We start from the raw sequence: 13345 nt of genomic DNA, 5'->3' as shown, positions 1-13345 counted from the left end.
TGCCCTCACCGCCGGTTGTGCGTTGGCCATGCGCGGCACAGCCTGGCACTGGCGGCAGGCGCCGCGCCCTGGGCCTTTGCAGCTATACCTGCTCCTGTGCCTTTCGTGAGATCGTGCCGCCATTGTCCTGCTGGAGTTACCCGATGCTTGCCCCCTTTGCCGATCACTTGCTGTTGGCCGCGCTGGCGCTGTTGCTCTTGGATCTGGCCCTTTGGCACCTGATCGGCCGCCAGGGCGATCGCTGGAAGCTGGCGGTGCGGGTGCTGATCTTTTGCCTGTACAGCCTGATGCTGTTCAACCAGGGCCTGAGCCCGATGCAGACCGCGCCCTGGCCGGACGATGTACCGCTGCACCTGGCGGCCACCGGTTTGCAGATCGGTTGGTGGCTGTTTGGCGCGCGGACCCTGACGGTGCTGCTGGGCACCCTGATGATGCAGCGGGTCGGCCACACCGGGCGGCTGTTGCAGGACCTGATGGGCGCCCTGATCTTCCTGATCGCCATCATCGCCGCCCTGGCCTACGTGCTGGACCTGCCGGTCAAGGGCGTGCTGGCCACCTCCGGAGCCTTGGCGATCATCGTCGGCCTGGCCCTTCAAAGCACCCTCAGCGACCTGTTTTCCGGGCTGGTGCTCAATACCACCAAGCCCTACCAGATCGATGACTGGATCGCCATCGACGGCACCGAGGGCCGGGTGGTGGACATCGACTGGCGGGCGACCCGGCTGCAGACCTCCCAGGGCAGCATGGTGGTGATCCCCAACTCCCTGGCGTCCAAGGCCAAGATCACCAACTTCAGCCGCCCCAGCGATATCTATGGGTTGTCCATCAGCGTGCAGGTCAGCCCCCACGCTCGCCCGCAAAAGGTTATCGAGGCCCTGGAGCGGGCCATGCTCGGCTGCCGTTTCCTGCTTGCCACCCCGGCCCCCAGCGTGGCCCTGAAAAGCTCCGCCAGCAGCGGCGCGGAATACGAGATCAGCGGCTTCGTCGCCACCATGGGGCAGAAGCGCGAAGTGCGTAACCAGCTGTTCGACCTGGCCTTCCGTCATCTGCAGGCCAGCGGCATCAGCCTGCTGTCCAGCGACGAGCCGGTGCAGAACCAGGCGCTGTCCCGACCCCGGGCGCTGCTGGACGCCTCCAGCATCTTTTCCACCTTGCGCCAGGAAGAGAAGGACACCTTCAGCCAGAACATGCAGTTGCAGACCTTCCGTGCCGGCGAAGTCATCCTGCCGGCGGGGGCGGTCAGCGATCACCTGTTTATCATCGAATCCGGCGTGGTGTCGGTGACCATGCAGCGCGACGGCAAACCCTTTGAAGCCGGACGCATGGGCCCGGGCGAAGTGATCGGCGAAGCGGGCGTGGTGGCCGAACAGGCCACGGTCGCGCAGTTCTCGGCCAAGACCTTCTGCAGCCTGTACCGCATCGACAACGAGTTCCTCAAACCCTGCCTGGATGCCCGCCACGACATCGGCGACGCCATGAAGAACCTGCTGGATTTCCGCCAGCACATCGCCCAGAGCCTGGTTCAGGCACCGCCCGTGCCGGTGGCGAAAAAGGGCTTTCTGCAGTGGTTGCGCAGCCGCGCCTGAGGCGTCCCGGCGCGGTTTCTCATTTGAAGTAGGCCCGGGGCGTGGTCCCGGTCATGGCCTTGAAGAAGGCGATAAAGATGCTGTCACTGGCAAAGCCCAGTTCGAAGGCGGTGTAGCCGATGCTGCGGCCGGTGGCGAGCAGTTCGATGGCCCGCATCAGCCGCCATTGCTGACGCCACTGCTGGTAACCCAGGCCGGTTTCGCGTTGGAAGATGCGACCGATGGTGCGGCTGCTGGCGCCGACCCGGGTGGCCAGCACTTGCAGCTCCGGTGGCAGGCGTTGCAGGTCGTCCAGCAGCGGTTGCAGGCGTTTATCCCGGGGCAGGGGCAAGGACAGTGGCTGGTGCAGCGCGGCACCGATTTCTTCGAGGCACAGGCCCAGCAGGTGCGGGTAGCGGCCCTGGCTCCAGTCGCAATCGAACGCCGCCAGGGCCATGGGTTCCAGCACGGCGCGCAGCAGGGGACTGACATCGATCACCGCCACGTCCGCCGGCAGGCGCGGACTGAGTTCGACGCTGAAATACAGCGAGCGGTAATCCACGCTCTGCTGCATCTGCGCCCGGTGCTGCACGCCGCCGGGAATCCAGGCCGCCCGCGAGGGCGGCAGCAGGCACAGGCGGTCGGCCAGGGTGATCCGGGTGCAGCCCTGGCGGGTGTACAGCAGTTGCCCGCGTCGGTGCCGGTGCAGGCCGGAATCATGATCGCCGAGGGTGGCGGCAATGCCGATCACTGGCGCGCTGAAGGGGTCCGGGTCGAAGCGTGCCTGGGGATCGAGCCATGCCATCTTTGTCCGATTTCCACTGTTTGTTGGCGGGATTGCGATAATACGCCAGCCTCGCCTGCCTAGAATCGCCGGCATGTTTTTTTTGCCGAGTCCCGCCTGATGAACCGCCGTTCCCTATTGCCCCTGGCCATGGCCCTGCTGATGTTTCCGCAGATCGCCCAGACCCTCTACAGCCCGGCCTTGAACGATCTTGGCCGGGCCTTTGGCGTGGCCCCCGCACAGGCAGCCCAGAGCCTTTCGGTGTTTGTCCTGGGCTTTGCCCCGGGGGTGTTGCTGTGGGGCCGGGTGAGTGATCGTTGGGGCCGGCGCCCGGCCTTGCTCGGCGGTCTGGTGCTGTATGCCCTGGCGCTGGGGCTGGAGTTGCAGGTGCAGGGTTTCAGCGCGCTGTTGCTGTGCCAGGCCCTGGCGGCCCTGGGCGCGGCGGCGGGCTCGGTGGTGACCCAGACCCTGCTGCGCGACCTGTTTCGCGGCAGCGAACTGGTGCGGGTGTTTTCCCTGGTGGGCATGCTGCTGGCGGCGAGCCCGGCGATTGGCCTGTTCAGTGGCTCCGCCCTGGTGCACGCCTGGGGTTACCGCGGCGCCCTGGTCGGCTTGTTGCTGCTGGCCCTGGCCTTGCTCGGCTGGTGCGCCCGGGCCCTGCCGGAAACCCGTCCGCCGGCGCAGCCCCGGGTGCCCCTGGTCGCGACCCTGTGGCAAATGCTCGGCGATCCGGGCATATGGCGGTCGGCGCTGCTGGTGGCGCTGTTCAATATTGCGCTGCTCAGCTACTACAGCCTCGGGCCATTCCTGTTTCGCGATCTGGGGCAGGACGAGCAAGGGTTCGGCTACAGCGGCGTGGCCCTGGCCCTGGCTTCCGGGTTGGGCGCCTGGCTCAACCGCCGGCTGTTGGGCCGTGGCTGGAACAGTGCAACCCTGCTGCGGCTGGCGGCCCTGGCGGTGACCGTCGGCGGCCTCGGGGTGACGGCCTTGCAGCACAGCCTGTGGCTGGTGCTGCCGATGCTCGGGGTGGTGCTGGGCTTTGGCCTGGCGATCCCGAACATTCTCGGCTCGGCCCTGGCGGCCTACAGCGACCGGTTGGGCAGTGCCGGGGCCTGGTTCGGCCTGTTCTATTACCTGTTGATCGGTGCCGGGCTGCTGCTGGTGGGCTGGGGGCAGGCCCTGGGTCCGAGCCTTGCCCTGTGCGGTGTGGCGGCCTTGCTGCTGTGCCTGTGCGCGGGCCGTTGCCGATGAATCCGGGGTTTGCGACACACGGTCGCCCCGGATGCCGCGAAGGGACCATTGTTTGACCATGATCAAGCCGCTGCCCAGCGCATCCGCGCAGCCTGTCGGCTGATCCGTGCAATGGCGCACCCCCTTCCCGCAAATGGAGATCGGCAACATGGCCAAGATGAAAGCCGCGGTATTCGTGGAAAAGAACCGCATCGTCCTGGAAGACAAGGACATCCCCGAAATCGGCCCGCTGGACGCCCTGGTGCGCATCACCACCACCACGATCTGCGGCACCGACGTGCACATCCTGCGCGGTGAATACCCGGTGGCCAAGGGCCTGACCATCGGTCACGAGCCGGTGGGCGTGATCGAGCGCCTGGGCTCCCAGGTCCGCGGTTTCCATGAGGGCCAGCGGGTGATCGCCGGGGCCATCACCCCCAGCGGCCAGAGCTATGCCTGCCTGTGTGGCTGCGGCTCCCAGGACGGTCCGGACACCCGCCACGGCTTCCGTGCCACCGGCGGCTGGAAGTTCGGCAACACCATCGACGGTTGCCAGGCCGAATACGTGCGGGTGCCGGACGCCCTGGCCAACCTGTGCCCGATCCCCGACGGCCTGAGCGACGAAGCAGTGCTGATGTGCCCGGACATCATGTCCACCGGTTTCTCCGGGGCCGAGCGCGCCGAGGTCAATATCGGCGACAGCGTGGCGGTGTTCGCCCTGGGGCCCATCGGCCTGTGCGCGGTGGCCGGGGCCCGGCTCAAGGGCGCCACCACCATCATTGGCGTCGACACCGTGGCCGCGCGCCTGAGCGTGGCGCGCGGGCTGGGTGCGACCCACGTGGTGGACTTCAAGCAGGGCGACGTGGTCAAGCAGATCATGGACCTCACCGACGGTCGCGGGGTCGATGTGGCGATCGAGGCCCTGGGCACCCAGGGCACCTTCGAATCGGCGCTGCGGGTGCTGCGTCCGGGGGGCAAGCTGTCGAGCCTGGGGGTCTACTCCAGCGACCTGCGCATCCCCGTCGATGCCTACGCCGCCGGCCTCGGCGACCTGAGCATCCTCAGCACCCTGTGCCCCGGCGGCAAGGAGCGCATGCGCCGGCTGATGGCGGTGGTCGCCAGTGGCCAGGTCGACCTCAAGCCGCTGGTCACTCACCGCTTCAAGCTCGATGACATCGAAGCCGCCTATGAGCTGTTCGCCAGCCAGCGCGACGGCGTGATGAAGATCGCCATCACGCCATGACCCGCGCACCGGGTGGCCTTGATGCATATCAAGGCGCCCGGTCGCGCCTGCCTCGACACTCTGCTCATTACCGTCCAAGGAGGTTCACCATGAGCCAGTACCAGCGCCTGTTGCTGATTGCCGACCCCCAGCAGCACCAATCCCCCGCAGCCCGTCGCGCCGCCGCCCTGGCCCAGGCCAGTGGCGCCGCGCTGCATGCCCTGGTGTTCGTCGAACCGCCGGCGCGCACCTACCTGTGGGAAGAGCACCTGGAAGACAGCGAACGCCAGGCCTACCTGCAGCGCCATGAGCGCTGGTTGCAGGTGGAAGCCGAATGGATGCGCGAGCAGGGCGTTGAGGTCACCACCCAGGTGATCTGGAGCACCCAGGTGCTCAAGGACATGCTGGCCTACATCGACGAGTTCCAGCCCGACCTGCTGATCAAGGACGTGACCCTGGAGTCGGCCCTCAAGCGGGTCTTCGTCACCCCGCTGGACTGCCACCTGCTGCGCGAGGCGCCGGTGCCGGTGCACCTGGTCAACGACGCTCCGCACAAACTGCCCCGGCGCATCGTCGCCGCCGTCGACCCGGCCCAGTCCGACACCCAGATCAGCGGCCTCAACGGCCTGATCATCCGGGCCGCCAACGCCCTGGCCCTGCAATGCGATGCCCAACTGCACCTGCTGTATGCCTACGACCTGATGCCGATGCTCGATGGCGTGGCGCCAGTGGCGTCCACTGCCTGGAGCGTCAACTGCCTGGACGAGCTGCGCGAGTCCCTGCACAAGGAGTTCGAACGCCTGGGCGATGAGTACAACGTGCCCCAGGAATTTCGCCACTTCATCATGGGCCCGCCGGTGCCGGGCATCGCCCAGTTCGTCGACGAATACCTGGTGGACGTGGTGGTCATGGGCACCGTACACCGCACCGGCTTTGGCCGGCTGATCGGCAGCACCACCGAACGTGCCCTGTACTCGATGCCGGGCAGCGTCCTGGCGGTGAAAGGCGGTGGGGCCTCCTGAACAGGGGGAAGTAACTACGCCGATTCGCTTTCTTTTGTAAGGCAAATCCGAGAAACTGCCGGCCGCTTGAATGCGCCGGGTGAGCGGGCTAGGGTGCTGGAGCCATCGCCCAATCGATGGCTCGGATGTGCAAGTCCGGTCATGTCGGCGCATCGTTGTCAAAAGCAGTTTCCGGGTTTTCTTGCCCTTCGTTTCTGCGTTATGGCAGCCGTGCGTGGGAGACTTTCGAGTCTGCCGGGTTCCGATATGCCCGGTCTTGCACACCTGCGTACGGCTGCCACCTTATTCGTGTGCAAGCGAACGGTGGCGGCTCCCATGAGTTTCATATCGGAGTTTGACCATGAAAAAGATTGTCCCCGATCCACCCACGTCCTATCGCGACCCCGAACTCAAGGCCGCCAACGCCACCTTGCGCGTGGCTCTGGCCCGGCAACCGCAGGACCCCGCGCTGTTCCAGCGCAACACCCAAGCCAAAGCCGTTACCCCCGACTCGCTGTTCAGCGTGCGCGAAGGCGTCAGCGCCGAAGAGGCGCTGGTGCATGTGGCGTTGTTGCTCAAATGCGCCGAAGAGGTCTGCGATGAGATCACCCAGCAGGGCAGCGGCATCGAGCGCGGGCTGATCTGGTCCATGGTGCATTCGGTGGAGATGGCCCGGGCGGTGGTGGAGGCGTTGCTGGACGCCCGCCCGCGAGGCGCTCTGGAGCACGCGATATCGGAACAAACCGGCCGGTTGTAGGAGCCGGCTTGCCGGCGAAGAGGCCCGCAAGGCTTGCATCGCCTGGGCTGATGCCTTCGCTGGCAAGCCAGCTCCTACGGAGGGAGACACCGCTTCAGCGGCGGGCCGGCCGCAAGGTCGCCGTCGCGCTTGATCGGCCTGCATCGTCAACCCGCTGCAAAAACCAAGCGCCCGCACTTTAGTTCTGGTCCGATCCTCGGCCCTTCGGGCCTCGGTTATAAAGCTCGCCACAACCTCACCGCTGGCGGCTCCTTGCGTTTGGCTCGCCATGATTGGGTGATTTTCCAGTGCTTTTTTCACTGTTAATCTTGCCGCCATGACCCAAGCCCCCTCACATCGCCCTCACATTGCCTGGACGCTGTATTTCTGCGTGCTGTTCAACGTGTTTGTCTGCGGTCTGGGTCATGGACAGATGGCCGCGCTGGAAATCACCGGTGTAGGCGGGCAGTTCTGTCACGCCTTGGGCGAATCGGCATCGACCCTGGGTGAAGGCCCCAGCGACAACACCCGCCCCGGCACCCTGGGGGCTTTTGTCTGTCCCCTGTGTTCGGCGGTGAGCCTGGGCCTGGGGCTGTTGTTCTGCCTGGCCTGGCTGCTGCTGGACCGGCGCCGGGCGCGGCTCAAGATCGAGCGGCGCAGCAAGGCGCCGCCGCGTTGTTCCTGGCCTCCGCTCAATCCTCGAGCTCCCCCGCTGAGCGCCTAGCGCTGCTTGGCGACGGCCCTGGGTGCCGCGCCTTTTTTCTGCTCCCGATCCTGAATCCGCCGTCGCGCTGGCGATGGCGGCCGGGGGCTGTTCGATGATTTTTTCGAGTCCGAGTCCATGAAGTACTCCTATCGCTCCTCCAGTTGCGCGGCGCTGTGCTGCGTCCTGTCGTTCAATGCCCTGGCCGATGCTCCGCTGCAATTGCCGCAGATGCGCATCAGCGCCGACGAGCAGCCGCAACCCGGCCTGCAACTCGATACCCAGACCAGCACCGGCTCGCGCCTGGGCCTGACCCCGCGGGAAACCCCGGCGACGGTCAATGTGGTCAACCGCCAGCAGATCGAGCAGCGTGGCGCCGCCAACACCCAGGACATCCTGGCCAGCGTGCCGGGGATGAACGCGGCGTCATCGCCGGGCATTCCGGGGTTCGTTTCCTATCGCGGTTTTTCCGGGCCGCAGATCACCCAGCTGTTCAACGGCATCAGCGTGCAATACGACTCCATCGCCGCGCGTCCCGTGGACAGCTGGATCTACGACCGGGTCGAGGCGGTGGGCGGGCCGTCGAGCTTTCTCTATGGCACCGGCGCGGTGGGCGGTTCGATCAACTACATCACCAAGCTGCCATCGCGCACCGAGTCGTTCAATGAAGGGCGGGTCAGCTATGGCTCCTTCGACAGCCGCGAAACCGCCTTTGGCTTCAACCATGCGCTGAACGACGGCGCCGGGCCGCGCCACTACGCGCGCTTCGATGTCAGCCACACCAGCAGCAACGGTTATGTCGACCGCGAGCAGCGCGATGCCTGGACCACGGCGTTTTCCCTGTTGACGGATTTCAACGACCAGCTGTCCCACACCCTGGCCTACGAGTACCAGGACGAACGCGTCGACAGCCCTTACTGGGGCACCCCGGCGCTGAACCCGCTGGGCGGCAAGATGGAGGTGGACAAGAGCCGGCGCTTCGAGAACTACAACGTCAGCGACGGCCGCTATGAACAGCGGGTGCAGTGGCTGCGCTCGATCATCGATTATCAGCTCGATGAGCGCACGTCGCTGCGCAACACCCTGTACCACTACAACGCCGATCGCGAATACCGCAACCTGGAAAACTACGCCTACAACAGCGATAACAGCCAGGTGCTGCGTTCCGGCATCCTGCTCCAGCGCCATGCCCAGGAACTCAACGGCAACCGTTTCGAGCTGATGCACCACAACTCGCTGTTCGGCCTCGACAGCCAGTGGTCGGCGGGCCTCGACTACAGCCACAACGTGATGAGCAACTACCCGCGCTCGGTGTCGGGCACGCTGCCTGGCGTTGCGCCGGGCGACTTCGATCCGGGCAGTTTCTGGGACTTGCCGGGCATGCAGCGCGGCTTCGAGAAGAACCGCCGCAACCAGGTGGACACCTGGGCCCTGTTCCTGGAAAACCGCCTGCAACTGACCGATCGCCTGTCCCTGCTCAGCGGCCTGCGCCATGACCAGATCGACCTGCAAGTGACCAACTACCGCGCCGTCACCGAGGCCAACCCGGCGTTCTTCCAGCGCAAATACCGCCCGACCACCGGGCGCCTGGGGCTGGTGTACGAGCTGACTCCGGCGGCCAACGTCTACGTGCAATACAGCACCGCCGCCGACCCGCCGTCGGGCATCCTGACCACCGCCAGCTACGGGCAGGTGCGCGACTTTGACCTCAGCACGGGCAACCAGTGGGAGATCGGCAGCAAGTTCGACTTCCTCGACGGCCGTGGCTCGGCGACCCTGGCCGCCTACCGCATCGAACGCAAGAACCTGTCCACCGCCGACCCGAGCAACCCCGGCAGTAGCCAGCCGGTGGGCCAGCAATCGTCCCGGGGTGTGGATCTGGCGGCTTCGTTGCGGGTCACGCCCAAGCTGTTGGCCGAGGGCAACCTGGCCTATGTCGATGCCCAGTACGACGAGTTCTATGAAAACGTCGGCGGCCGACCGGTGTCGCGCAAGGGCAACAGCCCCACCAATACCCCGGACAAGGTGGCCAACCTGTGGCTGAGCTACGACATTGCCCCGTCCTGGCAGGTGGGCGGCGATGCGCGCTACGTGTCGTCGATGTACGCCAATGCGGCCAACACCCGCTATGCGCCGGCCTACACGATCTTCGGCGCATTCGTCGGCTACCAGCTCAATGCCGATACGCGGATCACCGGTCGGGTGCGTAACCTCACCGATCAGGTCTACGCCCGCACCACGGGGCCAACCCAGCTGTACCTGGGGGCGCCACGGACCTTCGAGCTGGCGCTGCAAACGCGCTTTTAACCTGAGCCAGCGGGGCGCCCGACAGCGCCCCGCGCCTCTGTGAGAGGCCTGTTCCGTGAGATGCCTGTTTTTGTGAGATGCCTGCGATGAAGCGTTATCTGTACCTCTGGCACCGCTGGCTGGGCATTGTTGCCTGCCTGTTCATGGCCCTGTGGTTTATTTCCGGGGTGGTGATGCTGTATGTCGGCTACCCCAAGCTGACCCCCGCCGAGCGTCTGGCGCATTTGCCGGTGCTGGCCCTGGAGAAGGGGAGCGTCGACCTGGAGCAGGTGCTGCACGCCGCCGATCCCGAGCAGGCGCCGACGAGCATCCGCCTGACCACGGTGGCCGGCGCGCCGCGTTACATCCTCGAATACCCGGGGCTGCGCAAGGTGGCGATCGAGGCCGACAGTGGCCTGCAGGCGCTGCCTACTGATCAGGTCGAGGCCCTGGCCGCGGCCCGGCAGTTCGCTCCGGGTGTGGCGGTGCGCGATCGTGGCGCGGTGCAGGGCGACATGTGGAGCCAGTCTCGGGCCCTGGACGCCGACCGGCCCTTGTACCGGGTGGCCATCGCCGATGCCGAGCGGCGCCTGTTGTATGTCTCCGGCAGCACCGGCGAGGTGGTGCGCGACGCCACCGCCACCGAGCGCGGCTGGAACTGGATCGGGGCCTGGCTGCACTGGCTGTACCCGCTGCGGGGCATCGGCATCGACGGCGCCTGGGGGCCGATCGTGACCTATCTATCCCTGGCCGCGACCCTGATGGCCGTGCTCGGCCTGGCCGTGGGCCTGCTGCGCTGGCGCTTCACGCGCACTTACCGCAGCGGCTCGCACTCGCCTTACCAGGGCGTTGCCCGTTGGCATCATGTGGGTGGCCTGTTGTTCGGCGTGCTGCTGATCACCTGGATCTTCAGCGGCCTGATGTCGATGAACCCGTGGAAGCTCTTCAGCAGCGCCCAGCCCCTGTCGGTGGCGGCCTACCAGGGCGGCCCGCTGAACGCGGCGGCCTTTCCCCTCGGGGCCGATGAAGCCCTGCGGCGCTTTGCCGAGGATGGCCTGCGGGCCCGGGAACTGGAGTGGCGGATGATCGGCGGCAAGGGCTATGTCATCGGTTACGACGGCGCCGGGCGCACGCGGATTCTGTCCATGGCCGATGGGCGGGTACTGCTCCAGTTCAACCCGGGCACTCTGCAACAAGCGGCCTGGGTCATCCGCCCCGAGCGGCCGATGATCGTCCAGCAACTGGCGGCCTACGACTTCTATTACTACGCCCGCGAACCCCACAGCATGATGGGCCACCTGGAGCAGCGCCTGCCGGTGCTGCGGGTGCGCTTCGACGACCCGGCCCAGACCTGGCTGCACCTGGACCTGCACACCGGCGCGGTGGTCAGCCAACTGGATCAACCACGCCGCGCCTCGCGCTGGTTGTTCGGTCTGCTGCACAGCTGGGACTGGCTGCCCCTGCTGGCCAACCGGCCGTTGTGGGATCTGTGGATGATCCTGTTCAGCGCTGGTGGCCTGCTGATCAGCGGCACCGGGGTGGTGCTGGGCTGGCGGCGATTGGGACGCTCGCTGAAGCGGGGCAGGAGGTAAGTGCTCGGCCCCGGAGCCTGATGGGGGTCATGTATCTGAGCGGAATTTCAGATAGGTCCTATGAGCCTCATGTGTCGCTGCTTGTTAAGTTGCAGGGCCCATTTTGCGCAATCGCTCCACAGTCGACGATTTTCTCGTCGCCTTGGAGCGTTTCGGTTGATGGAATCAGCCGCAACACGTCAAGGAGCGACCCATGTTCAGCCCGGCCGACCAGACCCACTTCAGCCTGGACATCCAAGGCATCCAGCACGACTTCCAGGTGCTTGCGTTCAAGGGCACCGAAGCCATCAGCCAGCCGTATCGCTTCGACCTGCAACTGGTCAGCGAACGCCCCTTCATCGACCTTGAACCGCTGCTGCACCAACCGGCCTTTCTCGCCTTCGACCCCCAGGGCCACGGCGTCCACGGGCTGATCCAGCGCATCGCCCAGGGCGACGCCGGCAAGCGCCTGAGCCGCTACAGCCTGTCGCTGCTGCCGCAGCTGGACTACCTGCGCCATCGCAGCAACCAGCGGATCTTCCAGCAGCTCTCGGCGCCGCAGATCATCGCCCTGATCCTCGAAGAGCACGGCATTCTCGGCGATGCCTACCAGTTCCAGATCCAGCAGCTTTGCCCTGCGCGCGACTACTGCGTGCAGTACGCCGAGAGCGACCTGCACTTCATCCAGCGCCTGTGCGAAGAGGAAGGCCTGCACTACCACTTCCAGCACAGCCGCGAAGCACATTTGCTGGTGTTCAGCGACAACCAGAGCGTGTTCCGCAAGCTGGGCCGGCCCACCGCCTATGTGCGCGGCAGCGGGCTGGTGGCCGATGAACCGGTGATCAAGGGCTTCAACGTGCGCCTGGAATCCCGCACCAGCCGCGTCACCCGGCGCGACTACGACTTCGAAAAGCCGCGCCTGCAAATGGAATCCGCCTACAAGCCCGAAGCCAAAAGCGCAGAGCCGGACCTGGAGGACTACGACTATCCCGGGCGCTTCACCGACCGTGAGCGTGGCAAGTTGCTCAGCCAGCGGGCCCTGGAACGCCACCGCGCCGACTACCTGCAAGCCGCAGGCTGGGGCGATGAACCGCGACTGGCCAGCGGGCATTTCCTGGAACTGTCCGATCACCCGCGCCAGGAGTGGAACGACCTCTGGCTGCTGACCCAGGTCACCCACGAAGGCCAGCAGCCCCAGGTGCTGGAGGAATCGATCACCAGCGACAGCAAGGCTGAAGACGGCTTCCAGCAGGGCTACCGCAACCGCTTCCTCGCCACCCCCTGGGACGTATTCTTTCGCCCGCCGCTGGACCATCCCAAGCCCCGGGTCCTGGGCAGCCAGACCGCGGTGGTCACCGGCCCGGCAGGAGAGGAAATCCACACCGACCGGTACGGCCGGGTCAAGGTGCAGTTCCACTGGGACCGCGAAGGCCAGGGCGATGACCGCACCAGCTGCTGGCTGCGGGTAGCCTCCATCTGGGCCGGCGACCGCTACGGCGCCATCGCCATCCCGCGTATCGGCATGGAAGTGCTGGTGGACTTCCTCGAAGGCGACCCTGATCAGCCGCTGATCAGCGGTTGCCTCTATCACCAGGAACACCCCGTCCCCTACGAACTACCGGCCAGCAAGACCCGCAGCACCTTCAAAACCCTGAGTTCACCGGGCGGCGCGGGCTTCAACGAAGTGCGCATCGAAGACAAGCAAGGCGCCGAACAGATCTTCGTCCACGCCCAGCGCGACTGGGATGAAAACATCCAGAACGACCAGAAGATTCGCGTTGGCCACGAGCGCCACGACAGCGTCGAGCAAAACAGTTACAGCGAATTCAAGGCAGAGGAACACCGCACAACCCACGGCGAACGCAAAGTCGAGGTCAAGGCCGACGATCACCTGAGCGTGGCGCATGACCAGCACATCAAGCTGGGCACCGCACAACTGCTAGAGGCCGGCCGTGAGATCCACCTGCAAGCAGGCCAGAAGATGGTGATCGAAGCGGCCAGTGAACTGACGGTGCAGGCCGGGGGCAGCTTTATCAAGCTCGACGCCAGCGGCATCAGCGTGAGTGGGGCGCTGCTCAAAGTGAATGCGGGGGGCGCGGCGGGTGCTGGCTCGGGCATTGGAATCCAGCCGCCGGTGCTGCCCGGCGTGGCGGATAAGGAGAAGGCGGGGGGCTTGATGGAGAAGGCCTTGGTGAATCCCGAGCAGACAACCAAACCTGAAGAAGATTATCCGTTCTCGTTGTAACG

At 65.9% G+C, this 13345-nt stretch carries 10 protein-coding genes; 9 read left to right on the top strand and 1 reads right to left on the bottom strand.

Annotated elements, in window-relative coordinates:
- Positions 1–143: 143 nt before the first annotated feature.
- Positions 144–1586, top strand: a complete 1443-nt coding sequence (locus DNK59_RS23140; RefSeq protein ID WP_110724771.1) for a mechanosensitive ion channel family protein — start codon at positions 144–146, stop codon at positions 1584–1586.
- A gap of 19 nt (positions 1587–1605) precedes the next feature.
- Here the strand turns inward: DNK59_RS23140 and DNK59_RS23135 are convergent, their stop codons facing one another.
- Positions 1606–2370: a helix-turn-helix transcriptional regulator gene (locus DNK59_RS23135; RefSeq protein ID WP_110724770.1), complete on the bottom strand. Its 765-nt coding sequence runs from the start codon at positions 2368–2370 to the stop codon at positions 1606–1608.
- 99 nt (positions 2371–2469) lie between these two features.
- On the opposite strand from DNK59_RS23135, the gene DNK59_RS23130 reads away from it, so the two are divergent.
- From DNK59_RS23130 to tssI, 8 genes are all read left to right on the top strand, one after another.
- Complete coding sequence (locus DNK59_RS23130; RefSeq protein WP_110724769.1) at positions 2470–3600, top strand: MFS transporter; 1131 nt, start codon at positions 2470–2472, stop codon at positions 3598–3600.
- Positions 3601–3748: 148 nt separating this feature from the next.
- Positions 3749–4822: an NAD(P)-dependent alcohol dehydrogenase gene (locus DNK59_RS23125; protein ID WP_110724789.1), complete on the top strand. Its 1074-nt coding sequence runs from the start codon at positions 3749–3751 to the stop codon at positions 4820–4822.
- A gap of 89 nt (positions 4823–4911) precedes the next feature.
- Positions 4912–5823, top strand: a complete 912-nt coding sequence (locus tag DNK59_RS23120; RefSeq protein WP_110724768.1) for a universal stress protein — start codon at positions 4912–4914, stop codon at positions 5821–5823.
- A 340-nt stretch (positions 5824–6163) separates the two neighbouring features.
- Positions 6164–6559, top strand: a complete 396-nt coding sequence (locus tag DNK59_RS23115; protein WP_110724767.1) for a DUF6124 family protein — start codon at positions 6164–6166, stop codon at positions 6557–6559.
- A gap of 316 nt (positions 6560–6875) precedes the next feature.
- Positions 6876–7262, top strand: coding sequence for a DUF2946 domain-containing protein (locus DNK59_RS23110; RefSeq protein WP_110724766.1), 387 nt, complete (start codon positions 6876–6878; stop codon positions 7260–7262).
- A 117-nt stretch (positions 7263–7379) separates the two neighbouring features.
- Positions 7380–9548 (top strand): TonB-dependent siderophore receptor, encoded by a 2169-nt coding sequence (locus tag DNK59_RS23105; RefSeq protein WP_110724765.1) that lies wholly within the window; start codon positions 7380–7382, stop codon positions 9546–9548.
- A gap of 86 nt (positions 9549–9634) precedes the next feature.
- Complete coding sequence (locus tag DNK59_RS23100; protein ID WP_110724764.1) at positions 9635–11119, top strand: PepSY domain-containing protein; 1485 nt, start codon at positions 9635–9637, stop codon at positions 11117–11119.
- Between the two features lie 193 nt (positions 11120–11312).
- Positions 11313–13343 (top strand): type VI secretion system tip protein TssI/VgrG, encoded by a 2031-nt coding sequence (gene tssI, locus DNK59_RS23095; RefSeq protein ID WP_110724763.1) that lies wholly within the window; start codon positions 11313–11315, stop codon positions 13341–13343.
- Positions 13344–13345: the final 2 nt, after the last annotated feature.

It is taken from the genome of Pseudomonas sp. TKO26, from assembly GCF_003225665.1.
GTDB lineage: Bacteria > Pseudomonadota > Gammaproteobacteria > Pseudomonadales > Pseudomonadaceae > Aquipseudomonas > Aquipseudomonas saponiphila.
Note: the sequence above shows the minus strand (reverse complement) of the source record. Positions and strands in the feature narration are given on the sequence as shown.

Coding starts and splice junctions, on each gene's coding strand:
- DNK59_RS23115 (WP_110724767.1), top strand. CDS start 6,164: ATGAAAAAGATTGTCCCCGATCCACCCACGTCCTATCGCGACCCCGAA.
- DNK59_RS23105 (WP_110724765.1), top strand. CDS start 7,380: ATGAAGTACTCCTATCGCTCCTCCAGTTGCGCGGCGCTGTGCTGCGTC.
- DNK59_RS23135 (WP_110724770.1), bottom strand. CDS start 2,370: ATGGCATGGCTCGATCCCCAGGCACGCTTCGACCCGGACCCCTTCAGC.
- DNK59_RS23110 (WP_110724766.1), top strand. CDS start 6,876: ATGACCCAAGCCCCCTCACATCGCCCTCACATTGCCTGGACGCTGTAT.
- DNK59_RS23125 (WP_110724789.1), top strand. CDS start 3,749: ATGGCCAAGATGAAAGCCGCGGTATTCGTGGAAAAGAACCGCATCGTC.
- DNK59_RS23130 (WP_110724769.1), top strand. CDS start 2,470: ATGAACCGCCGTTCCCTATTGCCCCTGGCCATGGCCCTGCTGATGTTT.
- tssI (WP_110724763.1), top strand. CDS start 11,313: ATGTTCAGCCCGGCCGACCAGACCCACTTCAGCCTGGACATCCAAGGC.
- DNK59_RS23120 (WP_110724768.1), top strand. CDS start 4,912: ATGAGCCAGTACCAGCGCCTGTTGCTGATTGCCGACCCCCAGCAGCAC.
- DNK59_RS23140 (WP_110724771.1), top strand. CDS start 144: ATGCTTGCCCCCTTTGCCGATCACTTGCTGTTGGCCGCGCTGGCGCTG.
- DNK59_RS23100 (WP_110724764.1), top strand. CDS start 9,635: ATGAAGCGTTATCTGTACCTCTGGCACCGCTGGCTGGGCATTGTTGCC.